The organism is Methyloradius palustris, assembly GCF_019703875.1.
Lineage (GTDB): Bacteria > Pseudomonadota > Gammaproteobacteria > Burkholderiales > Methylophilaceae > Methyloradius > Methyloradius palustris.
The window spans coordinates 974,082-999,771 of sequence record NZ_AP024110.1 but is presented as its reverse complement, the minus strand read 5'-3'; the positions used below and the strand labels follow the sequence as shown (position 1 = coordinate 999,771).

The window sequence follows — 25,690 nt, the reverse complement described above, 5'->3', positions numbered from 1 at the left end:
GGCGCTCACGAGCTCCAGCGCCAATCTTTCACTTCTGGCATGTCGTCACCATGTTCACTCACGTAGAGTTTGTGGCGCTCCATCGTTGTCCAATATCTGGCCGTTTCCGCCTCAACACGGTCAGCGAGCCTTGGTATGCGGGTGATAGCATCAAGTGCCAGCCTGTAACGATCAAGGTCATTCAGCACCACCATATCAAATGGCGTTGTTGTCGTGCCCTCTTCTTTGTAACCGCGAACATGGATATTGTGGTGGTTATGCCGCCTATACGTCAGCTTGTGAATCATGGTGGGGTAGCCGTGAAAGGCAAAAATCACGGGCTTATCTAGCGTAAATAGCGCATCAAAATCATGGTCTTCCAAGCCATGTGGATGTTCGGATTGTGGTTGCAGCACCATTAAATCGACCACATTCACCACGCAGATGCGAATGTCTGGAATATATTCGCGCAACAATGTGACTGCTGCCATGGTTTCTAGGGTAGGCACATCACCAGCACAGGCCATCACCACATCAGGCTTACCCTCATCATTGCTCGCCCACTGCCAGATACCCGCGCCTATGCTGCAATGCCTGACCGCTGCATCAATATCCAGCCACTGCCACTCAGGCTGTTTGCCAGCGATAATCACATTGATGTAATGGCGACTGCGCAAACAATGGTCAGCGACCGAGAGCAGGCAATTGGCATCAGGCGGCAGATAGATACGCACAACATCGGACTTTTTATTGGCGACATGGTCGATAAAGCCAGGATCCTGGTGCGAAAAGCCATTGTGATCTTGCCGCCACACATGCGAAGTAAGCAAATAATTAAGCGACGCAATCGGCTTACGCCAGGGGATATCTTTAGTCACTTTTAACCACTTGGCATGCTGGTTGAGCATGGAGTCAATAATGTGGATAAATGCTTCGTAGCAAGAAAAGAACCCGTGACGACCTGTCAGAAGATAACCTTCCAACCAGCCCTGGCAAAGGTGTTCACTCAAGACCTCCATCACCCGCCCCTGCTGGTTAAGGTTGACATCTACACCGTCGATTTCGGCCATCCATTCTTTGCCTGATACCTCAAATACGGCATCCAGCCGATTCGATGCCGTCTCATCAGGGCCAAACAATCGAAAATTCTCTTTTTCAAGATTGAGCTTCATGACATCACGCAAGAACTTGCCCAACACTCTGGTCGCCTCCGCTTTTACGCTACCCGGCTGCAACACTGTAATGGCGTAATCATGAAAGTGCGGCATAGTGAGCGAATGCATCAATAAGCCGCCATTGGCATGGGGATTAGCGCCCATGCGGCGATGACCTGTAGGCGCAAGCGCGGCAAGCTCCTTGAGAAACTTGCCATTCTCGTCAAACAGCTCTTCGGGTTTATAGCTCTTTAGCCACACTTCGAGCAAAGCCAAATGTTCTGGTGTTTTAAAGTCAGCAATTGGCACCTGATGCGCACGCCATGTGCCTTCCATAGGCTTGCCATCGACTGTTTTCGGGCCTGTCCAACCCTTGGGGGTGCGAAATACGATCATCGGCCACTTTGGGCGCTCATGACTCTCTGTCTGATTATTGGCTCTGGCTTTATTTTGAATCTCGCGTATTTTTGCCAGCACACTATCCAGCGTTGAAGCGAGCAGTTGATGCACCAACATTGGGTCATCACCCTCAACAAAATGAGGCTCATAGCCATAGCCAAGCATTAATTCGGTTAATTCTTGCTTGCTGATCCGCGCCAGAATCGTGGGATTGGCAATCTTGAAACCGTTCAGGTGCAAAATCGGCAAGACCGCGCCATCCCGCGCGGGGTTTAGAAACTTGTTGGAATGCCAGCTAGCCGCCAGCGCACCTGTTTCGGCCTCGCCATCACCAATCACGCAACTGACAATCAAGTCAGGGTTATCAAACGCAGCACCAAAAGCATGGGCGAGTGAATAGCCTAGCTCACCGCCCTCATGAATAGAGCCTGGGGTTTCTGGCGCAACATGGCTGGGAATGCCGTACGGCCATGAAAACTGGCGGAATAAACGTGCCAAGCCATGCTCATTGCGCTCAATCGCAGGATAAAACTCGGTGTATGAACCCTCGAGATACGTATTAGCCACAATGCCCGGCCCGCCATGACCAGGGCCAATAATATAGATCATATTCAGGTCGTTCTCTTGTATCAGGCGATTTAGATGAACATAAAGAAAATTCAAGCCGGGAGTTGTTCCCCAATGCCCAAGTAGTCTTGGTTTAACGTGTTCAAGTTTAAGCGGTGACTTTAGCAGCGGGTTGCTTTGCAGATATATCTGCCCGACTGAGAGGTAATTAGCGGCGCGCCAATAAGCATGCATTTTATGCAGCAACGCGGGTGACAAGGTGTCTGACATGTAGGCCTCCTTTATTGACCACCAACCATAATTGATGCAGGCTGCACCATATTGATTTAGGTCAAAACCACACTAGATTGAGGCTAATCTAGTGTGGTGGTACTACGGTTCTCTTAACGCTTAATACGTGAGATTTTTGTACCTTCAATACTCAAGCTTGCCATCAAACCTTGCTGGTCGAAAATATAGGCATAAGCATCATCTTTCAAAGTAGAAGATGACAGATTCTTGGCTACGCCTTCATCCACAACCACGACTGTTGGGCCAACGCCGATTTCCCAGCCTTTGGTCTCATGAATGTACTTCACGGCTTTATCGTTCATCAGAAACACCACATAGCCATAAGATTGCGCACCAGCTTGTAAGCCCCATGAAGCAGAGACTGAGTTGTAGTAGCCATCCACTTTCCCACCTTCAGTCAGCACGCCCTCGCCGTAACTACCACCAAACACAAGACCAGCCTTGATGATGTTAGGGAATACCAGAATCGCTTTAGCTTTTTTGGCAACATCTTCTGCAAATGGGTTGGTTTTATAAAGCTTCTGCAGGGCTTGCTCAGCATCTTTATTCAAGTCTTCAGCCGTGGCTGCGTTGGCAAAATTACTGAAAGCCGAGATAGAAAATGTGGCGACTGCGACTAGCAGCAAGTGTTTAACTTTGTTCATGTTAATTCCTTTAATCATTAATGAATTCTGAGCTTTCATTGTAGTAACTCAGATGAACATATGATGTCAGTCTATGCTTAATTTCATGTAGGAGAGCTTAAGCATAGTCCGTAAAGGTTTAGCGATTAGCGTGACTTGTCGTGCGTTAAAAAGTCTTTGGATTCTTCCTTGGTCTTCTTCGCAGCTTTTTTCTCTTTGGGTGTCAGCAAAGGTTTCTTTTTCTCCAGCTTATTGCTTTTCTGTTCTTTATTCATTGCGTTTACTCCTGGATAAATGATCTCAGCGGCTGCTGCACATCACTATTATTGGGTTGGATAGGTCAAGTACAGTATGGCACACTAAAATCAGTATTAATTTCTCATTGAATACACCACCTGTTCGGTACCCTCCATACAAAATTCACTACCCCGCTTAATTCTTTATCGCTCTATATGTGCGTTACCGCACATACTGGAGATGTTGTTCTATACTACATTCAGCAAAAATAAAAAGACTCTTCAAACCCCGCGTTGGTGTTTGATGTTCTTTATAACCTTGTAGAGACGCCAATGCACGATCAACATTCCCCTAAGCAAAACCATCTACTTAATGCACTGCCTGTTGCCGAATACACGCGCCTTTTACCCATGCTCGAGTTGGTCGAGATGCCATTAGGTGAAGTGCTATACGAATCTGGCGGCCAGTTGAAGCATGTGTACTTCCCCACATCAGCCATTGTTTCTTTGCTCTATGTGATGGAAAACGGCTCATCAGCTGAAATTGCAGTGGTGGGCAATGAAGGCATACTCGGCATCTCCCTGTTTATGGGTGGCAATACCACGCCTAGCCGAGCAGTCACACAAAGCGCTGGCTTTGGTTACAGGCTAAAAGCACAACTCATTAAAGAAGAATTCAGCCGAGCAGGCCCAGTGATGCGGCTCTTGCTACGCTATACACAAGCACTCATTACCCAAATGGCGCAAACCGCAGTCTGCAACCGTCACCACACGGTTGAACAGCAATTGTGCCGTTGGTTGTTGTTAAGCCTCGATCGCCTGTCTAGTAATAAATTAACCATGACGCAGGAACTGATTGCAAACATGCTTGGGGTTCGCCGTGAAGGCGTGACTGAAGCCGCAGGTAAGCTGCAACGTGCTGGGCTGATTGACTATAGCCGAGGCCATATCACAGTGCTTGACCGACCCAGTTTGGAAAAACGCAGTTGTGAATGTTATACCGTAGTAAAAACCGAGTTTGATCGCCTATTGCCATCGCTGCATGTCATCGCGAGTTAGTTCTTCAATTCACTCCTGTAATTCATCACGGCAAGTGCGCTAAAGCATAGACGCTAATAGCCTCAACAAATAATCATATTGTTTAGTAGATAAAGAGTATGGTGGTTAGGCACTGCGTTCTGTCTGACACCACACATAACTAGAATTTATGTTCGTCACAGATCGAACTAGGTGTGCCAGCGTTCAGACACGTCACGATGTCTGCCCTATTTTAGATTGCCCACATCTTTACGGCTTTGCCAAATCACCCGCTATTTCCCTGGCAGCGTCCAAAATTCAAAAGGACTCAGAAATGCCTGAACTAGGATTTACAGATGATACGAATAACCTGCTTTCTGGCCTGCCAGGAGCTGACAGAAAGCGTTTCATTGAATCTTGCGAAGCAGTAACGCTGGTATTGGGCAATGTGCTATGTGAAGTAGGCGAGCCTATACAGCACGTTTACTTTCCAACCGAAAGCATCATCTCACTCGTCATGCCATTAGATAGCGGCACAGGATTGGAAGTGGGCTTGATAGGTAATGAAGGTATGTATGGCCTTCCGCTGGTATTGGGTGTGAATATCGCACCCTTTCATTCACAGGTGCAAGGTGCGGGGCCTGCATTGCGTATAGAAAGATCCACTTTTATAAAAGTGTTAGGCAAAAGCCTTTCTCTGGAACGTCAGTTAAAGCGATATGTATATGTACTCATGCGCCAGCTCGGACAAACCGCTGCTTGCAATCGGTTTCATCTGGTAGAAGAACGTATGGCACGCTGGTTGTTGATGACACGAGATCGCGCGCATTCATCTGAGTTTCACATTACACAAGAGTTTCTTGCGCAAATGCTTGGGGTACGCCGTGTTGGCGTCACTAAAGCTGCACGTTCATTACAGCGCAAATCGCTCATCAGCTACAGCCGCGGCAATATGAAAATTCATGATAGTGAAGGCTTAGAGCGTGCAGCATGTAGTTGCTACCATTCTGATAAACAAATCTATTACCGCATTTTGAATGGCTAATTTTTTGAGTCTGTAAAAAAATCACGAATAAATCAGTTGATTGATATAGATCAAAAACCTCTTATTTGTTTTGCCTGATGATTAACCCTCAACAAGCAATCTCAGATTGGAGACACGATGAAAAACATTTTCACTTTTCACAACTTCCCAATGGCAATCGTCATCGCTTTGATCGTTATGTCTTATATCAGCTTCTTCTCAGTCATTTTTGGCTAGTCGCAGATAAAACGATATTGGTTTAAACAACGGCTGAATTAGAAAGGGTTAAAAATGGAAAAACGTAAATCAGAAAGAGTATCCAGGAAAAGCAAACCGTCAGAGCATCCCTTACCTTGGGGGTACGAGGTAGAAATGCAGCGAAAAATAGAAACTGAAGCCTATTTAATGGCCGAGAAAGATGGATTTAGAAACCATCCACATCATTATTGGGTGGCTGCGGAACGGGATTTTGGTTGTTGCGCACCTTAATTGACTTTACTAAGCAGGCGCTATCTTCTTTCAGAGTAGTACATAAGCTCTTTTGATGTGTCGTTAAAGCCAGCTTGCCTGAGCAATGCACGCTCAATATAACGGCTCACTCTGTCACGAAGTGCAGGCAATAAATGGCTCTGGTTAAAAATATCAGGGTACTTGAACGCCAGCCATGCATAGAGACTTAAATCTTTACTCAAGTCTTCGGCCTGCTCAAGATGTTGCGGGCTGGTTGAATCAAGCCAGTAGGTTTCTGCTGGCAAATGCATTTGTTTACCTTGCGCGTAACTGGTGAGGCAACTCACGAAGTAATCGCGCTCATGTGTTTTATCCAAAGAGACTGGCGCGCAAGCAAACCTGAATTTATCCTCAAGGCTGAGATCAGGCGCATGTGCCTCAATTAAATGACCTTGTGCCACCTGCCCTTGCATACCTGCAATCTGGAATAGCGGGCTATCTATAGCAATACTGCTGGCAAAAAACTCCAGCAATTCGCCTATACGCTCGGTATTGAGCATGTGCGACAAGGTTTCTACGTGAAATGGATTCAGCGAAATCGGTAACTTAGTCAATGTGGCAATATCCGAAGTGCTCAGCATGTGTTCAATATGCACCAGCTCATCATTCTCAAACGTGCTGACATAGCCTGTAGGGTAAATGCCATAGCGCCCTGCTCGGCCTGCGATCTGGCGCACCTCAGTCGCATTCAGCATGCGGCTGGCAACGCCATCGAACTTATCAATCGCTGAAAATACCACGCGGCGTATCGGCAAATTCAGCCCCATGCCGATAGCATCAGTCGCTACCAATATATCAGCCTCTCCACTACTGAATCTGCGGGCTTCCGTACGCCGCACTTCAGGCGATAACGCACCATAAATACTCGCAACGCCAAAGCCCCACAGCCTGAATCTGGCACTTAAGGTAAGTACATCTTTACGCGTAAAGGCAATCACGGCATCGCCTTTACGTAAGTGTTTTCTCAAGCGTTGCCGATTGTAATGTGCACCGCTCAATCCCTCGGTTTCCAATATCAGTGGTGTTTTACGCTCCATGTAGGTGATGTCATAGTCCTCACCTAGCGAATCTATCAACCTTAAGCAAGGCTCGGTGACTGCGTTTGAACCACAGACAAACACATCATTTGCTGGCGCGCCAACCAGCGCAGCTGTCCATGCGTAGCCACGGCTTTCATCCTGCAGCATCTGGATTTCATCAATAATCGCCACTTCTACCTGATGACTAGAGTTCAGCATCTCCACTGTACAAGCTGTGTGCTGGGCACCGGGGATGATATTGCGCTCTTCGCCCGTGATCAGGTTGCAAGGCACGCCTGCATCCATCAAACGATCACGAATCTCCATCGCCAATAAACGTAATGGCGCAAGGTAAACACCAGAAGCTGCGCGAGCCAACACCTCCAGCGCCTCATGCGTTTTACCTGAATTGGTAGGCCCTAAATTGAAATGAATCTTACGCTTGAGCGAGCGGGCAAGTGGAAAGGTCGACAGGTAATCTTGCAGCCTGAGAATGGCAGCGGCTTTTTGTGCTTTGGTCAGTGGTTTGTGTTGTGACATGCTGGCTCGATGATAAAGGAGTCACGCAATATAAAAAAGCTGACTGAATCTAATCGTTTAATTTATTTTTTGTGACTCCACCAAATAATTCGGCTAAGTGCCATTTAGCTTTTAGCGCTCAGTTACTGAGCACATGCGCGCATTTCCAAGACTTTCTAACTTTTATCTCGCGATCTTTCAAAACTTATTTTTTCACAGTATGACTGGCGGCTTGGGTTAAACCATCGATCTCAACAATCGTTTGGCATGCATTCTGCTTACATCGGCCTTTTGCGCATATTTATAACGCATAGCAAAAATGCAGAGTAATCAACCAACAATTAAAGTGATCCATGAATAATCAGCTGGCTAGCCCAAACACTAACAATAATCTAGCAGTCATCACGCAGCATATTTCCCAATTATTAGCTGTAGGCTTCATGCTGTTTGCAGCGATGACATCCACAGCAAACGCATCCACCACGGTTAGCTGGCCTGACCCAGCTACCGACCGCGAGGCCTATTCAAGTTACACCAACGTCACAGAGAGCGGAGCCACAAGCGCTTACAACTGGGGCGTACTCAGTATTTGGGATATTTCTGCACTTGGCGGTCAAACTTTCAGTTTTTGTCTGCAAAAAGGCATCGGCGGTGGTTGGGATACCAGCTTTGCAGTCACGGCAGGTTTATCCAGCGCTGGATTTAGCGCAAGTCGTATAGAAGCTATAGACCTGCTCGTGAGCAACACAATGCCCACATTTCTCGGCCTGCGTGATACCTATCTGAGCACCTTGAGTACGTATGGCACAGCTGACAAAACCGCCGCTAACAACTATGCCTTAGCCATTCAACTAGCAGTATGGGAAATTGCAGAAGAAACCTCAACCACGCTCAGCCTCTCTAGTGGCAGCGGCTCATTTTATCTACCAGGCGCATCCGCCTCATTCCCATACAACAATGCAGCAGCAGAGAGCCTTGCCATCGGCTTCATCAACAACATCACATCAGGTACTTGGACGGCTACTGGCGCTTATCAGTTGAAATATGCTGACTCTTTATATAAACAAGACCAGCTCTTACTAACATCAGCCGTACCTGAGCCGAGTAACCTAGCAATGCTGCTGCTTGGCTTTGCTGCTATCGGTTTTGTTACAAGACATAAAAAATCGAGTTCTGTGAAGTTAGAACAAGCTTAGCTTTAATGAGTTGCAATCAATCTTTCGTTTTTGATGAGCCTAAGCGAAAGTTAGAGCACTCCATGCTCTATCTCTTGTAAATAAAGAAAAGCTGGCATCTTTACGCCAGCTTCTTCCCTTATTTTCACCAGCTCTGGAGACTCGAAAAAACGCTTAGCGTTATCAAGCGAATTCCATTCAGAAAAGTGAATAATATTGTTTGCATCATCCTGATCTGCCAGCAATTGATAACTAATTTCTCCTGCGCGCTTTCTAATGTCCGCGGCTCGGTCAAAAACCAGCTTCCATGGCTGATATGACTCGACTTCATGAATGATTAAAACGTGTGGCATTCGATACCCTTTCTGAATAGAACTAGCGTTTGAATTAAGGGGCGCCATCAGGCGAAATTATCTGGCCTTGGGGTTCCCATTTGCAAGATAAGCGACGACATGACGTGGCTCTCTATAAGTCATTATAGGCTTATGCTGTTGACACTCTTTGAAGGTCGATATGAGTCAAAATCATATGCTTCTCTATTACTTTAAAATATGCTTATTTGTTTAATATTTAAGCAATTTTTTATTTTTAGGTTTAAGATAATTCTTACACGATATCAAGAAAGCTCCCTACATCGAAGTTTTCGGGAGTTTCTTATTATTAGAACCATGTATTAGTCTCTTCACAACGTTTATAAGGAGTTAGTTATGAATACAAATGCAAAGAAACAACAAGTTAGTCCTTGGGCATTAAATTTGTCGAACTTTCGAGCTCTCAAACAAGACAGAAGAGATAAAGATATCGAACCTAAAGACTTTTCTGGTAAGGATCGTCGGACTAATGAGAAAAGCGTTCCTACTACTAATAAATAATTAGCAGTGAGCTGAGGCAATATTCCCGTCCCGTGAGAAAGTGCAGGATTGGCAGCGACTAGCCGCCAATTAAAATGACTGGCACCTTCTTACGGGATCATTTTGGCAATATATCCTAGAAAGTCATAACCAGCTTTTGTTGTCAGCATCCAGCCCAAACCCCAACAGTTGGCAATGACAGTAAGCCAATAGCCGACTTGGAATTCCATCTTCCTAGATTTGTGGTGTAGCTTCTTTTGTGCAAGAAGAGCGCCAGGCCAACCTCCAACAAAACTCAATAAATGCAAAGTGCTTTCGGGAGTTCTTCTTCTGCCATCTTGCGCAGCTGATTTGTCTATTGCGTAAACAATATAAGTGACGATACTTGTAACGAGATAAAGTCCAATCAAGGTAAGTGGAAGGTGAAATACCATCGTTGCTATGGCCAGTGAAATAAAGAACATAGAGACAAATATGGTTCCAAAGGGCTTTAACTTATAAGCGCGAGTCAGCTTCGCATCCCCACCAGCGAACCGAACATCTTTTGCAACGTAACGACCTTTTTGATCGCTAGATAGATCATACGAAATCAAGTCGCCATCCACAGGCCTGTATGAACTTTGTGAGAATGCTTTTATATGAACAAATGCTTTTTGCCCACCGCCAATGGGATATACAAAGCCAAATCCCTTGTCGTCATTCCAGTGGGTAACCCTCCCTTGTAAGCGCATATGTTGTTTTTCTTATTAAAACCCGACTTAATCAGAAAATAAAACAGAAAGCAAACGAGAAAATTATTCCATTGTGACTTGATTGGCAATGCCGAAATTCAGGAACTTCTTGAAGTGGCTGAAAGCCTTGATTTTATTGGTGCCCGGGGCCGGAATCGAACCGGCACGCCTTGTGAGGCGAGAGATTTTAAGTCTCTTGTGTCTACCAATTTCACCACCCGGGCAATCTTAAAAAAAGATAGCGCTTAGAGCTAAGCGCCAATTGATTAGCGGGGCGTATTTTAACCTTTGTGACGGTTTTTTACTACTTAAGATTCGCTGCTGGAAAGATTTCTGTTTGGCGTATAAACCTAAATAAGTAATCTTCAGGCTTTTATGACTCAAGTTAAGGAGGTTCTGATTAAGTCTGAGTTCTAAGCTAGGCGAGGTACGAACACAAAATTTTGACGCGGCATATATGTAATATGTAAGGAGAAATTTTGTGTGAGTAACGAAGCATAGCGACGAAGTCAGGCTTAAGCAGAGTTTCCTTAGTAAGAAATCTGGCCTGATATATACCAAGCCGTTTGGTCTGGTTTGTTGGCGATGTTGCCTAGATCAACATAGGCAGTAGTAATACCTAGATATTTATTAGGGAACCAAGCCACAAAAATATCTTTGGCGTCTTGCTCTTTGAATGCACTGAGGTTATCTGGCTTGGCGCGATATTCAGCGCCTAGAAACACTTTGTCGGTCAGCATTAATGCAATCGAACCAGCAGGCTCCAGCAGATAATCATCATTTTTGTCACCGCCAAAACCTAGCAAGCCAAACTGGTTAGCTTTAGTCGCTTGCAGGGTGCCGTTGACTAATAAATTTCTGCCATACACTGCGCCTAAAAACAGTTTGGTAGCCGCAATATAACCATCAACACCATCTGCTTTTACTGCACCTATGGCTTTGGGTACTGAATTAAAGTCTTCATTATGTTTGAATTGAATACCTGCTGAGACTTGGGGAATCCAATTATCTTGATCATAAACAGCATCACCAAATAGCCTGACTTTTGCACCTAGCGTAGTCAAATTGATATGCTGACCTGGCACGGTATTACTCAAGCCAAAGCGCATCTGGCTTGCCGAAATTTCAACGCGGTTGTTGAAACCCACACTCACTCCACCACTCTGTAAATCAAAACCGCCGTCTGTTCTGGCTTTAGTAAAAAAGGCTGAGCCACCAATTTGGTCTTGTGTCGCATAACCAGAAATGAGTGCCCAAGGAACAAGACCGCCCCCAGCTGCGCCTTCAATTTGCGTGACGCCGCCTGTCGCAAGCAGCCTGTCTCCCGCTTGGGACGTAGATGTAATGAATAAGCCACAAAGTACGACCAATATTGGAGTAATGTAATTTGTAAAAAACTTGACCATATGTATCCTTAATATATTCTTTAATGAGCTTCAAATTTGTTAAAAATAGCCGTTTAAGAACACTTATTGCTACTATAAAAATGTAAGGTTTTAGCTACGTTAAATACATAGCAAATATCATGCAAATGATATTGCGTAATACTATAAGGATTTCAAATGTTGGTTAATAAAACAATATCCAAGCTATTTTTAGCTTCAACGTTACTGATGACAATTGCATGGATGCAAGGTTGCGCAAGCCAGCCACCCCAAACCTCTCTTTTTGAACGCATGGGTGGATTACCTGTCATTACGGTGGTCGTAGATGAGACGATTAACCAAGTATCCACAGACCCAAAAACCAAGCGCTCGTTTGAAGGCATCAAGCTCAAAACCCTGAAGCAAAGCATTGTGAATCAGCTTTGTGTGATTAGCGGTGGGCCTTGCACTTACGATGGCGAGACGATGAAAAAAGCCCATTCGCAATCAGGCATTACCCAAGCAGAGTTTGAGCTGATGGTAGAAGATTTACGTGAATCATTAAACCGCCATGTTGGCACACGCGAGAAAAATGAAATGCTGAAACTATTAGCCCCAATGAAGCGTGACATTGTGACAGGGCCTACCCCAGCGACTGGCGACACAATCAAACCTTAAGATACTGATGAACAAGCCCACAAACCACTATTTCATGATTGAGCCCCGAGGAGCCTTTGGGCTCATCTGCACGTTAGGGATATTGCTGGCAAGTAGCCTATCTTGCGCAGGCGAAATCAACGTTACGGTCACGGACATGGCTGGCAACCCACTGCAAGATGCTGTGGTATATGCCGAGCCAGCCAATAAACAAACTGCCACACCAGCCGCGACTGCAATGATTGCGCAAAAAGGTCGTAGATTCATCCCGCTAGTCACGGTGGTTCAAACAGGCGCCAGTGTTACTTTCCCTAATAACGATACGGTAAGGCACCATGTGTATTCATTCTCCCCTGCCAAAACATTTGAGCTCAAGCTATATGCAGGGGTGCCCGCAGCGCCAGTGACCTTTGATAAAGCGGGCATTGCCGTACTTGGCTGCAACATCCATGACCAGATGATTGCCTATGTGAATATTGTCGATACGCCTTATTTCACGAAAACGGATGTGAATGGCAAAGCGAAATTGGCAGATTTACCTAATGGCAGTTATCAACTTAAAACATGGCATTACGCAGTCGCCAAAGAAAATTATACGGATATGCAAACCATCAGCGTTAAAGGCTCCGAGCAGGCTGCCGTTAAGCTAGAGATACAAGCCAATGCACTCATCATCAGCAAATAATTTAATGACCCAGACCCAATGCAATTCAATAGCTTAAAAAAGCGGATTACTTTTGTTTTTCTCACTTTGATTCTGGTGATTCAATTCATCGGCTTCATCGCTATTCGTCATAGCATAGGCACCAACGCGCGCGCATCGATCAACGAGCAATTGCAGGTAGGTGAGCAGATTTTCCATAATTTGCTGGATCAAAATGCAGAAAGCCTGAGCCTGAGTGCACGTATTCTGGCCTCTGATTATGGTTTCAGGCAGGCTGTGAGCAGTAAAGATATTGAAACCATCAACTCTGCCTTGGCTAACCATCAATCCCGCATCAATGCCAATATCGCCATGTTTTTTAATAATGATGGGGAGCAAGTGGCCTCAGCTGGCGAAGATGCTATGAATGAGGATAACAGCAAGATTTCACAGCTCCTCATGAATGCTCGCTCACAGGGCGATGCCAATGAAATCGTCGTGCTCAACAACCGCCCGTACCAATTGGTGGTTGTGCCAGTCAAAGCACCAGTAGTCATCGGCTGGGTGGTCATGGGCTTTGTGATTGATAACAATCTGGCCATGCGTTTACGCAATTTGACACTGCTGGATGTGTCTTTCCTGATTAAAGATAAGGACGATGTCTGGCGGTCAGAAACCTCAACGCTGGGCAGGTCATCCTTGCTTGATCTCACCCAGAGCATGCCCCGCGCGCTGCCGAGCAACTCGATGAACACCGAAATTGAAGTCAGTGAATCCACTTACGGCAGCCGTATTGTAAATATATTCGCGCATGGTGACCAATCAATGGTGGCCGTTTTACAACGCTCTATTAGTGAAGCAACCGAGCCTTACCGGGCACTGCAATTTAAACTGCTGATATTGACCATACTCGGCGCGATAGTCTTTGTGATTGGCAGTTTGATCACGTCAAAACGCATTACCCAACCGCTCACTGAGCTGGCAAAAAGTGCAGAGAAATTGGAGCAAGGTGATTACTCCACAGTGGTAGAAGTTAAACGGAAAGATGAAATAGGTAATCTGGGGCGTGCACTAAACCGCATGCGCGAGGCGATTGCGATACGTGAGCAGCACATCACAAAACTTGCGTATTGGGATGAGCTAACAGATTTACCTAATCGCGCGTCATTCATTCAATCGATTGCACAAGCCATCGCCGAAGGTGCAAATACCAATAAACCTTTATCTGTTCTGGTCATGGACTTGAACAGATTCAAACAGATCAATAACGTCATCGGGCATAGAGCTGGCGACCAACTGCTGAAAAAAATTGCCGAAAGATTAAAAGCCAACATGCATGCCACGCATTACCTGGTGGCCAGATTTGGTGGCGATGAGTTTTCAATATTGTTGCCAAACACCAGCGCTGAAGCAGCCTTAGAAACTGCAAAGAGCATTTTGCAATTGCTGGAAAAACCCATTGAGGTGAACGACCAATCCATTGATTTAAGTGCAGGCATAGGCGTTGCCAGCTACCCTGAGCATGCAGACACTGCTGAATTGCTGTTGAGCCGCGCTGAAATGGCGATGTATGCCACTAAGTCTAGCGGCGCAGGTGCTTTGATCTACGATAGCAACCATGATGTAAGCAGCCAGCAAAGCCTGACTTTTGCCAGCGAGCTCAAATCAGCCGTAGAGACCAATCAACTGGCGCTTTACCTGCAACCAAAAATCGACTTAGGCACAGGCCACGTAATTGGCGCAGAAGCTTTGATTAGATGGAATCACCCGCAAAAAGGCCTGATTTACCCTGATAGCTTCATCCCCTTTGCAGAACAAAGCGGCAATATCAATAAAATCAGTATGTGGATGCTGGCTGAAGTCGCCAGATTCAGTGGCGAATGGCAGCATGAGCACCATCTGCCCGCGCCTGTTATTGCCATCAACCTGTCAGCGCGCGATCTGGTTGATCACTTGCTACCTAATAAAATCCAGGAAATGTTGACGGCAAATAAGCTGTCCAACCACGCCATCTCGCTCGAGATCACAGAGAGCAGCATTATGGACGACCCCAAGCGCGCATTGAATACACTCAATGTGCTTTCGGATATGGGGCTCAAATTATCCATTGATGACTTTGGTACAGGCTATTCATCTCTCAGCTACCTGAAAAACCTGCCCGTCAGCGAGCTAAAAATCGATAAATCTTTCGTGCTCAATATGGAGAATGATAAAGCCGATGTGAACATCATCCGTTCTACAGTTGACCTCGGGCATAACCTTGGCTTGAAAGTCGTCGCTGAGGGTATAGAAAACCAGAATGTATGGACGGCGTTAGAAGGCTTGGGTTGTGACTTTGGCCAAGGATATTTCATCAGCAAACCCATGCCTGCCGATCAATTCGGTAAATGGCTTGAAAGCTGGACGGCCACCAATAAAAAATCCAAGGATTTATATAAAAAGATGAAATGAATATAATCACTATTGGGTTCGCTAATGACTAAGATTAGTTACACTTAAACACACCAATATTTGAGGAAAATTCATGCGTCTTTTACTTGCCATCCTGCTCCCCTGGTTTCAATTTTTCACCATTGGCCGCCCCTTCGCTGGCATCATCTGCCTGATTTTACAGATTACATTGATAGGCTGGATTCCCGCTGCAATATGGTCTGTGTATGCGCTCAGCCAATATAAAACCGACCAAAAGATTGAAAAAGCGCTTGGCGGAAAATAGTACGCAAAGCACCTAGGCAGTGAATCAACTTAGAAAAACCAATATGACAAACCAAGAAGCATTAAGCAAAGTACCAGAGGTCACGCTGATTTTCTGGATAGTGAAAATACTGGCGACTACCCTTGGTGAAACTGGTGGTGATGCAGTCTCGATGTCTATGGATCTTGGCTATCTGGTAAGCACTGGCATATTTGCAGTCATTTTTGCCATTGCAGTCACTGCCCAGGTTTCGGCCAAGAAATTCCATGTATTTCTTTATTGGCTAACGATTATTGCCACCACCACTGTGGGCACAACCCTGGCAGACTGTGCCACGCGCTCACTGGGCATTGGCTATGCTGGCGGCACCGCTATTTTGTTTACGCTACTCATAGCTTCCCTGCTGATTTGGTATAGAACATTAGGCACAATCGCCGTCAGCAGCATCAGCTCTCGTCAGTCTGAGATATTTTACTGGGTCACCATCATGTTCTCACAGACACTGGGCACTGCGTTGGGGGATTGGACAGCCGACACCGCTGGCTTGGGCTACGTTGGTGGGGCAATGGTGTTTAGTGCGATGTTAGTGGCTATTGCAGCCGCCTATTACTGGACAACTATTTCACGCACAGCACTCTTCTGGGCTGCCTTTATTCTCACTCGCCCACTTGGCGCAGTGGTTGGCGATTTTCTTGATAAGCCGCTCAGCAAAGGTGGTTTAGAGTTAAGTCGCTACTCAGCTTCTATCGCGCTATTAGTAGTGATCGTTGCCTGCATATTGCTCATTCCGCAAAAAGCCGCCAAGCAAGCGCATTAAGGTGCGTCAGCAGGCAGTTCACTTAATGCGTGGCTCAACCTGGTATCTATTACTTTAGCGCCCAGATGTGGCGTAATCACCTGCGTTGCACCCAGCATATCCGCGATAAAAATAACTTCTATCAGCATCAACACAATAGGAATAATAAAGACAAAAGTCCTGATGATATGGGCGCTAGCATAGAGCTTCAGCCTTGGCAGGCCTGTAATGTAGTAATCGCGAAACATCTCTAAGGTAGCGAATCGATAGTCATTAGGGTGATGGCTCTCAAGCTCAGCCAATATCGCAACATAGTGCGCCTGAAACTCATCAAGCCGCGCTGGCGTTAAAGGCTCAAAGCCCAAAGAACGCTCTTTATTAAACGCTTGAATCAACGCTTTGATCTTGGCTTCACATTCTTGAAACTGCCTCGCCCTTACATCACATTTAGACAAAGCAATCATCACTAGATAGACCAGAACAGCAGTGCCCAGAAAGATTTGCATCATATGCAGCACACTAGGCGCAAAGGCAATCTGGAAATTTGAATTCTGGATAAGGGGAATCAGTATTAAGCCAACGGTAAGAAACCCAGCAGTGAAATACGAGAGTTTTGCCTGACGCTGCAATCGCACAGAAGCGATATAACAACACTTGGCCGTAGTGCGCATGCTTTTGTGAAATTTGTCAGCAGCATCGATAGCGCTGAGCTCATAAGGCGCCTTGGAGAAAATCCATTCCACGAACTTATCAAAACGATTTTCACCCATTATTTACCTACAACCCTTTTCAACTCTACGATTGAATCCAGCAACATTGTGACTATTAAACAACTAAATTTACTACGGCTAAGTTGTTTGGTAGCAAAGCTTGCAAGCACTTTACATGAAACAGTTTTAGTTGGGGAGTATGGAGGTCAGCCCCGCCCACATGATTAAATTAAGACAATAGATAGCGAGAGTTTTAGATATTTTAGTAACCCACAGAAGTTAACCCAGAGGTACGATTTCTTATTGTATTCCCATCCTAAATTCCAATAGATTTTATAGCCCAGATCATGCCTGTCAGAGCAGCAATTATAAAAACTGGAATTGCCACAATTATCCATACAATCACACTCTTTGTTGGCATCATAATTAACTATGTGCTCCCTGAGACATTCTAATTTTATTCCTTCTATCCCAAATCATAATTAAAGCAATTGTAATTAGCATTGAGCCCCAAGGGTAAAGCCACTTATTTATCCATGTCTGAGAAAATTCAGGAAGGCAATTTCCTAACGCTATAAAAATTATAGCGAATACGATGACTCCTGCTATAGCGTTGCCTTTGTCTCCCGTCATAGTAAAGGCAAAAAATATACTCAACATGAACCAAGGCAGTGCAACATATAACGATCTGCTTAGCTGATCTGAAATGGGGGGAATTAAATTATGTGGTATTGCAGAATCTGAATACGAATTTGGCGAAAGCTCAATGTTGTATGCTGTTGCAAGAGACCTAAAAGATTGGTCAATTAAGACTTCTTTATCTTTAGCATCTATTTTTTCAGAAATAGCTACAAGCTGGTCAAGAATCTTAGCTTCTTCGCTTATGCGATTTAAGGCGAAATGATGTGTATAAGACTCATATCCAATGAATGTACTACCAACTAAAAATAGGACAACAATTGTAAATGTTAGTCTTGTCCAAGTGAAGTTTGTAAGTAACTGTTCAAAAAACGCAAAAACATTATCAAACATTTTATTCCATCCTTATTTATTAACTTATTGCGGCTGTTGATAAATGTGACTATTGCAATAACAGATTGCTGCAAAGTAGCGAATATAAAACAATTTAATGAGTTGATGCGATGTGATTCGAACAATAAGCTGAATTTGGATTTAATACAGGGGTTTTGAGATTATTGATGTGGGATGATTTGAATTTTTGGAGGCGCGAGCCGGAATCGAACCGGCGTAAACGGCTTTGCAGGCCGCGGCATAACCATTTTGCTATCGCGCCAGAACCGTTTTACCGAAAGTGCAGGTACTGGTTTAAAGCAATAAAGGGAAAGCAACTTGAATAGTGCCTTCCCTTTATTTTGTATGGAGCGGGAAACGAGACTCGAACTCGCGACCTATACCTTGGCAAGGTATCGCTCTACCAACTGAGCTATTCCCGCATCGAAAGAAGGCGCTATTCTAAGGATTTTCAGCCATGTGTCAAGGCTAACTTTGGCTTCTTATTTCAGGTTGATGCGCGGCCAGGCGGCTTTAAGATAGTAAGCCATTGACAGCAATGTTAAAAATGCCGCAATCACTATCAGCACTTTACCAATTAAATAAATATTTATATTGGCAACTGGGTCGGAATATAGCAAAAACAATATCGCCAGCATCTGCAACGCCGTTTTCACTTTACCTATTGTCGCGACAGCTACGCTACCTTTATCACCCGTACCTGCCATCCATTCACGCAGTGCGCTGATGGCAATTTCACGGCCGATGATGATGAGGGCGGTAATCGCGCCAGTACGTCCAAGCTCAACCAATACAATCAATGCAGCAGCCACCATCAATTTGTCAGCCACGGGGTCAAGAAAAGCACCGAAAGCAGAGGTTTGGTTAAGCCTGCGCGCAAGATAACCATCAAGCCAATCAGTAATCGCAGCAAGGGCAAAGACTAATGTTGCCGAAAAATTGATCCAATGCGGCTCAATCACGCTGGCTGGCAGGTAGAAAATCCCCACGAATACAGGTATCAAGAAGATACGCAATACGGTGAGGCTGTTGGGGATATTCCACAGCATTAATGAAGCTCCTGGTAAATTTTTTCGGCCAACATCTGGCTAACACCTTCTACTTGCGCAAGCTCATCAACACTCGCATTTTTAACGCCATCCAAGCCACCAAAATGCGTGAGGATTTTTTGCCTGCGTTTAACGCCTATGCCTGCAATATCTTGCAGTGATGAATGCATGCGTGCCTTGCCACGCCTTGCCCTGTGCCCTGTAATCGCAAAGCGATGCGCTTCATCGCGAATCTGCTGCAGCAAGTGCAAGCCAGGGTTATCTTTCTTAAGACCAACTGGCGTTTCTCTATCGGCGAAAAACATCTGCTCAAGGCCGGGCCTGCGTTCTTCGCCTTTGGCGATACCGACCAAGAGAATATCAGGTAAACCCACTTCACGCATGACTTCTACCGCGACGCCAAGCTGGCCTTTGCCGCCGTCGATAAAGATGAGGTCGGGCACTTTGCCCTCGCCTGCTGCGATCTTCTTGTAGCGCCTGGTGAGCGCATCACGCATCGCGGCGTAATCGTCGCCTGGGGTGATGCCAGTGATGTTGTAGCGACGGTATTCTGAATTCTGCATGGCACCTTTATCAAATACCACGCAAGAGGCCACAGTGGCTTCACCCATGGTGTGGCTGATGTCAAAACACTCAATACGTTCGGTGCTATCGCTCAAATCCAGCGCTTCGCGCAGGGCAAGCAATCGGGCTTGCTGGTTTGCCTGTTGCGATGCACGTTGCTGCAATGCTAACTCGGCATTGGTCTGCGCCATTTTGAGCCACACACGCTTATCACTGATGGGGTTGGTGTTTATACGTACTTTTCTGCCCGCCAACTCGGTGAAAACCTCTTCCAGTGCCGTTGTTTCAATCGGCACGCCGACAATAATCACAGGCGGCAGATTTTGCGCAACATAATATTGCTCCAGAAAAGCCTCTAGCAAAGCTTCGACTTCACAGCCATCTGCATTTTTTGGGAAGAAGCTTTTGTCGCCCAACTGCCTGCCACCGCGGATCATCACCAGATTCACGCAGTGCTGCCCTTGCGCTTCGGCACAAGCAATCACATCAGCATCACTCAGGCTGAAATCGCTGACGAACTGTTTAGCCTGCACTTGGCGCAGGCTCTGCATGCGGTCGCGATAGACGGCTGCCAACTCGTAGTTCTGGTCTTGAGCAGAGGTCATCATCTGCTCTTCCAGCTCTTCCATCACCTGCTGCTCTTTGCCTTGCAGGAACAGTGTGGCTTGGTTCACATCGTGACGATAATTTTCTTCTGAAATATGGCCAACGCAAGGCCCAGTGCAGCGCTCAATCTGGTAGAGCAAACAGGGCCGTGACCGATTGGCAAACACGGTGTTTTCACAGGTGCGCAGTCGAAAGACTTTTTGTAAAAGCTGAATACTTTCCCTGACCGAGTTTGTATTGGGGAATGGGCCAAAATAAGTGCTGCCCTTACGCTGCGTACCCCGATGAAAAGCAATTCGCGGGAAATCATCGCCAGACAAAACAATATAAGGGTAAGACTTATCATCGCGAAACAGCACGTTGTAACGCGGCATAAAGCTCTTGATGAGGTTATTCTCGAGCAACAGCGCTTCAGATTCAGAGCGCGTGACCGTCGTCTCAATCTTGACGATATGCGACACCATCATGCGCGTACGCGGACTGGGTAAATTCTTATTGAAGTATGACGAGACCCGCTTTTTGAGGTCTTTTGCCTTGCCGACATAAATTACTTCATCCGTGGCGTTGATCATGCGATAAACGCCAGGCAAGTTAGGCAAGGTCTTCAGGATAGGCTTGGGATCAAACATAGCAGTCAAAACTTATATTCTTTAATCTGGATATATCAACTCGGATATCACCAAAGTCGCTCAATCTCATATGCATCTAAAGCATTATCTGCAGATACAATTTTTAACTTTTCCGCCTGCGCTTGCACAACCAGTAATCGATCAAACGGGTCTTTATGATGTGATGGCAAACGTTCAACCATAAACAAGTGATTTAAACCAAGCGGAATGGTTTCAAAGTAATTTTGATTGGTGTATTTAATATAAAAGTCAGCCACCGATTGATTCAGCTTTAATTTGCCTTGCCCAGCTTTTATTGCCAACTCCCAGGCTGTGACTGCGCTGACATATTTTGTATTAGCACTATCTAAAATCACATCTCTTGCGGTTTGAGACAGCTTAGGATCGTCATATACCCACCATAAAAAAACATGAGTATCGAGCAACAAACGCATTAAATGTAATCCTCGAACCCTTCTGGGATTGCATTAAAATCATCTGCAATAAAGAGAATATCTTGTTTTCCAGTGCCAGGAACTGGCTGTTTAGGCGCGTCTGGCACAATCGGCGAAAACCTTAACAATGGCTTGTTGTCTTTGGCAATAATGATCTCTTCACCCATCATGGCCTTTTTAACCAAGGTGGAAAATTGCGCTTTAGCCTCAGCAATATTGAATTGACTCATTTTTTGGCTCCAGAAAGACAAAATTATAGTTGGTCATCTTACATGACCAACACATGACTATCAATCCATTTATTGCTTACTTGCCGTCCAGCAATTCACCTGCAATTGCCCAGTCTTCGTAAGCCACCTCATTAAATGTGATGTAGGTATATGAAGGCGGTTTATGGGCGACTCGCTGCAAGGTTGCAGTGATTTCTTGGGCGATTTCGGCTTTTTGCTCACGGCTCAATGAGCCTGCAATTTTAATATCGACATAAGGCATGTTGATCTCCTAATGGTTAGTTGAGAGCCAGTTCCTGCCTGATACTTGCAAACACCTCATGAAACATAGGCTCGGACAGGCGTCTGGTATTGGTATTGTAACGGCTGCAATGATAGCTGTCGTAAAGCACTTGGCCATCAGGCAATTGATGGCGGGCTGCATGACCAAATTTATAGTGGCCGACTTTCAATTGCAAGGCTTTGAGCACGGCCAAGTGGGCGACATTGCCCAATGCCAGAATATAAGTATTGCTTGGTAATGCCTTGATTTCGTTCGCCAGATAATGATTACAGGTGCTGATTTCTTGCCCTGTAGGCTTGTTTTCTGGCGGCAGGCATTTAACTGCGTTGGTAATACGGCAGTTGATCAATTCCAATCCATCATCACTGGAAACTGACACTGGCGCTGTGGCGAAACCATATTTATGCAAGGTTTCGTAGAGCAAGACACCAGCATAGTCACCTGTAAATGGGCGACCAGTTCTATTGGCTCCGTGCATGCCAGGTGCGAGACCGACAATCAGCAATTGGGGATTAGCGCTACCAAAGGGTGGTACTGGTCTTGCAAAATACGTAGGTTGCTCTATTTTTACTTGATCTAAAAAATTACTGAGCCGCGGGCATAGCCGACAGTTGAGGTCAAAACTCTGCATAGGGATTTAATCTGATAATGGAGTATCTGGCTTTTTCGTGAGCCAACAAGCCACTTCGCCCTGCTTAAGTGCGGAGACAGTTTCAGGCTGTAAGGTCACATGGTCAATATCAAAACGCTCGTGCAGCAGCTCACGAATATTGGTTAATACTGGGTGCCAGGCGTGCATATCTTCAAGCACCACATGGGCCGATAGCGCGGTGACTTCAGAAGAAAGACTCCAGATATGAATGCTGTGGATTTCTTGCACATGCGGTAATCGAGATAAGGTCAGCGTGACTTCTTGCAGGTTGATATGGGCTGGCACGCCCTCCATCAGCACATGCAAGGCCTCGCGCAAGAGGCGTATGGTAGAAACCAGAATCAACAAAGAGATGAAAATAGAAAGTATCGGGTCAATCAACAACCAGCCAGTAAAGTAGATCACGCCACCGGCGACAATCGCAGCGACTGAGCCAAGCAAATCGCCCAGCACATGCAACATGGCTGCACGGTGGTTCATGGTTTCTTGGTGCCCGTGCAGTTTGCTGGCAACCACTAGATTGATGATTAAACCGATTAGTGCAATCAATATCACTTCACCGCCGTGCACAGGCTGCGGGGTCTGTATGCGCTCTATTGCTTCGTAAACAATGGCCACTACAACCACCAGCATGAAGATGCTGTTTAAAAAGGCAACGATAACTTCAGAACGCATGAGGCCAAAACTATGCTTTTGTGATGCTGGTTTACGTGCCAACCAAGCCCCAAGGGCAGCAAGCCCCAGCGCTGCTGAATCTGAAAACATATGCCCAGCATCGCCCAGCAAGGCCAGCGAACCTGTGAACCAGCCGCCAATCGCTTCAACAAAGGCAAAAGCCAGTGTCAGCAATAACACCCATACAAGCGTGTTATCGTGGTCATGCTTGTGTGCATGGTGGTCATGGCTGTGGCTATCATGCTTATGACCACCATGATCATGGTGTTCGTCGTGATCGTGAAGATGTTTTTCCATAAGCCTTACATGCTAGCAGTCAGCGTCTTGATAGCACAACCCAAATACATCAATTAAGCCAATTTTTCTTAATTGGTGAACCACATACGCATCTCGTTGACCAATTGTTATACCAAGCATGAGCATTCGCAATTAATACCATTCATTTATTAAGGAGTTAAGCGCCATGAAAATACGCCACGCACTAATGATCACATTGCTACTAGCTAGCATCAATGCACATGCAGATGAAAAAACTGTCACTATCAACGCCATCAGCGAAGCAGGTGTGGGGATGAGTGTTGGCACAATTACATTATCAGACAGCCCAAAGGGTTTAGTGGTAAAACCCAACCTGAAAGGCTTACCAACTGGCGTACATGGCTTTCACATCCATGACCAAGGCAGCTGCGATAGCGCACTAAAAGATGGAAAAATGGTAGCAGGCCTCGCCGCTGGCGGACACTTTGACCCAAGCAAAACGGGCATGCACGAAGGCCCTGATGGAATGGGCCACATGGGTGATTTGCCCGCATTAACTATAGAGGCCGATGGCACAAGCACCGCCAGCCTGCTCGCCCCACACTTAAAGTTAGCAGACATCCTGGGGCACGCCGTGATTATTCATGAAAATGGCGATAACTATAGCGACACACCCAAACCATTGGGTGGTGGCGGAGCAAGAATTGCGTGTGGTCTCGTAAATTAGACTGAAAGCAGATTAACGATATAAAAAACGGTTTATCGGGTTAGCTTGGTAAAATGACAAGCTAACCCGCAAACAAGAAACGACTGAATCAGATGTTGAGTTATCGCCACGCCTTTCATGCCGGCAATCATGCAGATGTGCTTAAGCACTTTGTATTGATGCAAACGCTGGCTTATACGGTACAAAAAGACAAACCCTATTGGTATATCGACACCCACGCTGGCGCTGGAAAATACGCGTTGGATAGCGCTTATGCTGCGCAAAATGCTGAATTCAATAATGGCATCGCACAACTCTGGCAAGCCACTGATCTGCCTGAATCATTGGCTGAGTATGTTGCTTTAGTAAAAAAGCTGAACCCAACAGACCATCTAAAGAACTACCCTGGTTCACCATTAATTGCAGAACACTTTATTCGCCAGAGCGACCGCATGCGGCTGTTTGAGCTGCACCCCAACGACTGTAAATTGCTTTGGCAAACTTTCAAGCATGCCAGCAGAAAAGTCATGATAGAAACCGAGGATGGCTTTGCTGGCATCAAGGCACATTTACCCCCACCACCGCGCCGCGCTGTGGTGTTGATAGACCCGCCATATGAACAAAAAGAAGATTATCAACGCGTGGTTAAATCCATCAAGGACAGTCTGGAACGCTTTGCCACTGGTACTTACATCGTATGGTATCCACTCCTGCAACGCCCAGAACCTAAACAAATGGTCGATCAGTTGAGAAAACTTGGCCTTAAAAGCTGGCTGAATGTATCACTCACCGTGCAAACGCCTGCCATTGATGGCTTCGGCATGTATGGTAGCGGCCTGTTTATTGTGAACCCACCGTGGACATTGCCCGAAACACTAAGAACAGTCATGCCCGTATTGGTAGAAGAATTAGGTCAAGATAGCGGCGCTGCATTTAATCTGGAAAGCCAGATTCCCTAAAAGATGTCATATAAAAAGATTAGATTTACACTTTATTGAATTACCAAGTTTAAAAAGGAAACAAACGATGGAAGCAAAAAATATCGCTCACAACTATAGTAAAAATCCCATGAGTGCCATTCTATTCGGCAGTCGCTGGTTGCAATTGCCGCTTTATCTGGGGCTGATTGTCGCGCAATGCGTCTATGTATTTCACTTCATGGTGGAGCTGATTCACCTAGTACAAAAAGTACCTGATATGCACGAAGCAGACATCATGCTCATCGTGCTTGGCCTGATTGACGTCGTGATGATTTCCAACCTGCTCATCATGGTGATTGTGGGCGGTTATGAGACTTTTGTCTCACGCCTCAACCTTGCTGGTCACCCAGATGAACCAGACTGGCTATCGCATGTAAATGCCAATCTGCTCAAGGTAAAACTGGCAACTGCCATTATCGGCATCTCATCAATCCACCTGCTCAAGACCTTTATCAACGCGCCTAATCTGGATGAAAAAGTGTTGATCTGGCAAACCATCATTCACATGGCATTCGTTGCCTCTGCGATTTCAATTGCATGGATAGATAAACTGATGACGCATAGCGACGATAAACATTGATAACTACTGGTAATTGAGTAATAAAAAAGGCCACTTTCGTGGCCTTTTTTAT

General features: G+C 45.7%; 29 protein-coding genes and 3 tRNA genes. 13 read left to right on the top strand and 19 right to left on the bottom strand.

Annotated elements, in window-relative coordinates:
* Positions 1–5 precede the first annotated feature (5 nt).
* The 3 genes from ZMTM_RS04905 to ZMTM_RS13500 form a co-directional block, all read right to left on the bottom strand.
* The gene (locus tag ZMTM_RS04905) at positions 6–2,369 is read right to left on the bottom strand and encodes a phosphoketolase family protein (protein WP_221765192.1); all 2,364 of its coding nucleotides are present in this window, start codon (positions 2,367–2,369) and stop codon (positions 6–8) included.
* Positions 2,370–2,482: 113 nt separating this feature from the next.
* The gene (locus ZMTM_RS04900) at positions 2,483–3,034 is read right to left on the bottom strand and encodes a lipid-binding SYLF domain-containing protein (protein ID WP_221765191.1); all 552 of its coding nucleotides are present in this window, start codon (positions 3,032–3,034) and stop codon (positions 2,483–2,485) included.
* A 125-nt stretch (positions 3,035–3,159) separates the two neighbouring features.
* A complete protein-coding gene (locus tag ZMTM_RS13500) occupies positions 3,160–3,288 on the bottom strand; it encodes a hypothetical protein (RefSeq protein ID WP_264081918.1) in 129 nt (42 codons plus the stop codon).
* A gap of 294 nt (positions 3,289–3,582) precedes the next feature.
* Here ZMTM_RS13500 and ZMTM_RS04895 point away from each other — a divergent pair, with 294 nt between their 5' ends.
* From ZMTM_RS04895 to ZMTM_RS04885, 3 genes are all read left to right on the top strand, one after another.
* Entirely contained in the window at positions 3,583–4,308 is a 726-nt protein-coding gene (locus tag ZMTM_RS04895; protein WP_221765190.1) for a Crp/Fnr family transcriptional regulator, read from the top strand.
* Between the two features lie 292 nt (positions 4,309–4,600).
* A complete protein-coding gene (locus ZMTM_RS04890; protein ID WP_221765189.1) occupies positions 4,601–5,311 on the top strand; it encodes a Crp/Fnr family transcriptional regulator in 711 nt (236 codons plus the stop codon).
* A 270-nt stretch (positions 5,312–5,581) separates the two neighbouring features.
* On the top strand, positions 5,582–5,779 hold the full coding sequence (locus tag ZMTM_RS04885; RefSeq protein ID WP_221765188.1) for a DUF2934 domain-containing protein: 198 nt from the start codon (positions 5,582–5,584) through the stop codon (positions 5,777–5,779).
* A gap of 20 nt (positions 5,780–5,799) precedes the next feature.
* On the opposite strand, the gene ZMTM_RS04880 is transcribed toward ZMTM_RS04885, so the two are convergent.
* Positions 5,800–7,359 (bottom strand): helicase-related protein, encoded by a 1,560-nt coding sequence (locus ZMTM_RS04880; protein ID WP_221765187.1) that lies wholly within the window; start codon positions 7,357–7,359, stop codon positions 5,800–5,802.
* A gap of 332 nt (positions 7,360–7,691) precedes the next feature.
* Between ZMTM_RS04880 and ZMTM_RS04875 the strand changes: the two genes are divergently transcribed.
* The gene (locus ZMTM_RS04875; protein WP_221765186.1) at positions 7,692–8,534 is read left to right on the top strand and encodes a PEP-CTERM sorting domain-containing protein; all 843 of its coding nucleotides are present in this window, start codon (positions 7,692–7,694) and stop codon (positions 8,532–8,534) included.
* A gap of 50 nt (positions 8,535–8,584) precedes the next feature.
* Here ZMTM_RS04875 and ZMTM_RS04870 read toward each other — a convergent pair whose 3' ends face one another.
* The gene (locus tag ZMTM_RS04870) at positions 8,585–8,866 is read right to left on the bottom strand and encodes an antibiotic biosynthesis monooxygenase (RefSeq protein ID WP_221765185.1); all 282 of its coding nucleotides are present in this window, start codon (positions 8,864–8,866) and stop codon (positions 8,585–8,587) included.
* Positions 8,867–9,220: 354 nt separating this feature from the next.
* Between ZMTM_RS04870 and ZMTM_RS04865 the strand changes: the two genes are divergently transcribed.
* Positions 9,221–9,385: a hypothetical protein gene (locus tag ZMTM_RS04865; RefSeq protein WP_221765184.1), complete on the top strand. Its 165-nt coding sequence runs from the start codon at positions 9,221–9,223 to the stop codon at positions 9,383–9,385.
* Positions 9,386–9,474: 89 nt separating this feature from the next.
* On the opposite strand, the gene ZMTM_RS04860 is transcribed toward ZMTM_RS04865, so the two are convergent.
* The 3 genes from ZMTM_RS04860 to ZMTM_RS04850 all read right to left on the bottom strand — a co-directional run bounded on the left by ZMTM_RS04860 (position 9,475) and on the right by ZMTM_RS04850 (position 11,501).
* Entirely contained in the window at positions 9,475–10,095 is a 621-nt protein-coding gene (locus ZMTM_RS04860) for a cold shock and DUF1294 domain-containing protein (RefSeq protein WP_221765183.1), read from the bottom strand.
* Positions 10,096–10,232: 137 nt separating this feature from the next.
* Positions 10,233–10,319: transfer RNA gene (locus ZMTM_RS04855), tRNA-Leu, on the bottom strand.
* A 306-nt stretch (positions 10,320–10,625) separates the two neighbouring features.
* Positions 10,626–11,501, bottom strand: a complete 876-nt coding sequence (locus tag ZMTM_RS04850; RefSeq protein WP_221765182.1) for a DUF3034 family protein — start codon at positions 11,499–11,501, stop codon at positions 10,626–10,628.
* Positions 11,502–11,657: 156 nt separating this feature from the next.
* Here ZMTM_RS04850 and ZMTM_RS04845 point away from each other — a divergent pair, with 156 nt between their 5' ends.
* The 5 genes from ZMTM_RS04845 (at position 11,658) to ZMTM_RS04825 (ending at position 16,271) form a co-directional block, all read left to right on the top strand.
* Complete coding sequence (locus ZMTM_RS04845) at positions 11,658–12,137, top strand: group I truncated hemoglobin (RefSeq protein WP_221765181.1); 480 nt, start codon at positions 11,658–11,660, stop codon at positions 12,135–12,137.
* A 7-nt stretch (positions 12,138–12,144) separates the two neighbouring features.
* Positions 12,145–12,801 carry a methylamine utilization protein gene (locus ZMTM_RS04840; RefSeq protein ID WP_225907101.1) on the top strand — a complete coding sequence of 219 codons (657 nt, stop codon included), beginning with the start codon at positions 12,145–12,147 and terminating at the stop codon, positions 12,799–12,801.
* An 18-nt stretch (positions 12,802–12,819) separates the two neighbouring features.
* Positions 12,820–15,210 carry a bifunctional diguanylate cyclase/phosphodiesterase gene (locus ZMTM_RS04835; RefSeq protein ID WP_221765180.1) on the top strand — a complete coding sequence of 797 codons (2,391 nt, stop codon included), beginning with the start codon at positions 12,820–12,822 and terminating at the stop codon, positions 15,208–15,210.
* Between the two features lie 73 nt (positions 15,211–15,283).
* Positions 15,284–15,475: a YqaE/Pmp3 family membrane protein gene (locus tag ZMTM_RS04830; protein ID WP_221765179.1), complete on the top strand. Its 192-nt coding sequence runs from the start codon at positions 15,284–15,286 to the stop codon at positions 15,473–15,475.
* Between the two features lie 43 nt (positions 15,476–15,518).
* The gene (locus tag ZMTM_RS04825) at positions 15,519–16,271 is read left to right on the top strand and encodes a COG4705 family protein (RefSeq protein WP_221765178.1); all 753 of its coding nucleotides are present in this window, start codon (positions 15,519–15,521) and stop codon (positions 16,269–16,271) included.
* On the opposite strand, the gene ZMTM_RS04820 is transcribed toward ZMTM_RS04825, so the two are convergent.
* From ZMTM_RS04820 to ZMTM_RS04770, 11 genes are all read right to left on the bottom strand, one after another.
* Positions 16,268–17,020 (bottom strand): SLATT domain-containing protein, encoded by a 753-nt coding sequence (locus ZMTM_RS04820; protein WP_221765177.1) that lies wholly within the window; start codon positions 17,018–17,020, stop codon positions 16,268–16,270. The genes ZMTM_RS04825 and ZMTM_RS04820 overlap by 4 nt on opposite strands.
* A gap of 366 nt (positions 17,021–17,386) precedes the next feature.
* The gene (locus ZMTM_RS04815; RefSeq protein ID WP_221765176.1) at positions 17,387–17,992 is read right to left on the bottom strand and encodes a hypothetical protein; all 606 of its coding nucleotides are present in this window, start codon (positions 17,990–17,992) and stop codon (positions 17,387–17,389) included.
* Positions 17,993–18,180: 188 nt separating this feature from the next.
* Positions 18,181–18,254 (bottom strand) — tRNA-Cys (locus tag ZMTM_RS04810).
* Between the two features lie 84 nt (positions 18,255–18,338).
* A tRNA-Gly gene (locus ZMTM_RS04805) sits at positions 18,339–18,414 on the bottom strand.
* Between the two features lie 60 nt (positions 18,415–18,474).
* A complete protein-coding gene (pgsA, locus tag ZMTM_RS04800; RefSeq protein WP_221765175.1) occupies positions 18,475–19,041 on the bottom strand; it encodes a CDP-diacylglycerol--glycerol-3-phosphate 3-phosphatidyltransferase in 567 nt (188 codons plus the stop codon).
* A complete protein-coding gene (gene uvrC, locus ZMTM_RS04795) occupies positions 19,041–20,840 on the bottom strand; it encodes an excinuclease ABC subunit UvrC (RefSeq protein ID WP_221765585.1) in 1,800 nt (599 codons plus the stop codon). Before uvrC ends, pgsA begins: the two co-directional genes overlap by 1 nt.
* Positions 20,841–20,887: 47 nt before the next feature.
* A complete protein-coding gene (locus tag ZMTM_RS04790; protein WP_221765174.1) occupies positions 20,888–21,274 on the bottom strand; it encodes a type II toxin-antitoxin system VapC family toxin in 387 nt (128 codons plus the stop codon).
* On the bottom strand, positions 21,274–21,504 hold the full coding sequence (locus tag ZMTM_RS04785) for a type II toxin-antitoxin system Phd/YefM family antitoxin (protein WP_221765173.1): 231 nt from the start codon (positions 21,502–21,504) through the stop codon (positions 21,274–21,276). Before ZMTM_RS04785 ends, ZMTM_RS04790 begins: the two co-directional genes overlap by 1 nt.
* Positions 21,505–21,580: 76 nt before the next feature.
* Positions 21,581–21,766 carry a tautomerase family protein gene (locus ZMTM_RS04780; protein ID WP_221765172.1) on the bottom strand — a complete coding sequence of 62 codons (186 nt, stop codon included), beginning with the start codon at positions 21,764–21,766 and terminating at the stop codon, positions 21,581–21,583.
* A 16-nt stretch (positions 21,767–21,782) separates the two neighbouring features.
* A complete protein-coding gene (locus tag ZMTM_RS04775; RefSeq protein ID WP_221765171.1) occupies positions 21,783–22,418 on the bottom strand; it encodes a uracil-DNA glycosylase in 636 nt (211 codons plus the stop codon).
* Between the two features lie 6 nt (positions 22,419–22,424).
* Complete coding sequence (locus tag ZMTM_RS04770) at positions 22,425–23,411, bottom strand: cation diffusion facilitator family transporter (protein ID WP_221765170.1); 987 nt, start codon at positions 23,409–23,411, stop codon at positions 22,425–22,427.
* Between the two features lie 166 nt (positions 23,412–23,577).
* Here ZMTM_RS04770 and sodC point away from each other — a divergent pair, with 166 nt between their 5' ends.
* The 3 genes from sodC (at position 23,578) to ZMTM_RS04755 (ending at position 25,638) form a co-directional block, all read left to right on the top strand.
* Positions 23,578–24,099: a superoxide dismutase family protein gene (gene sodC, locus ZMTM_RS04765; protein ID WP_221765169.1), complete on the top strand. Its 522-nt coding sequence runs from the start codon at positions 23,578–23,580 to the stop codon at positions 24,097–24,099.
* 92 nt (positions 24,100–24,191) lie between these two features.
* Positions 24,192–25,037 carry a 23S rRNA (adenine(2030)-N(6))-methyltransferase RlmJ gene (locus ZMTM_RS04760; protein ID WP_221765168.1) on the top strand — a complete coding sequence of 282 codons (846 nt, stop codon included), beginning with the start codon at positions 24,192–24,194 and terminating at the stop codon, positions 25,035–25,037.
* A 109-nt stretch (positions 25,038–25,146) separates the two neighbouring features.
* Entirely contained in the window at positions 25,147–25,638 is a 492-nt protein-coding gene (locus tag ZMTM_RS04755) for a TIGR00645 family protein (protein ID WP_404804693.1), read from the top strand.
* Positions 25,639–25,690: the final 52 nt, after the last annotated feature.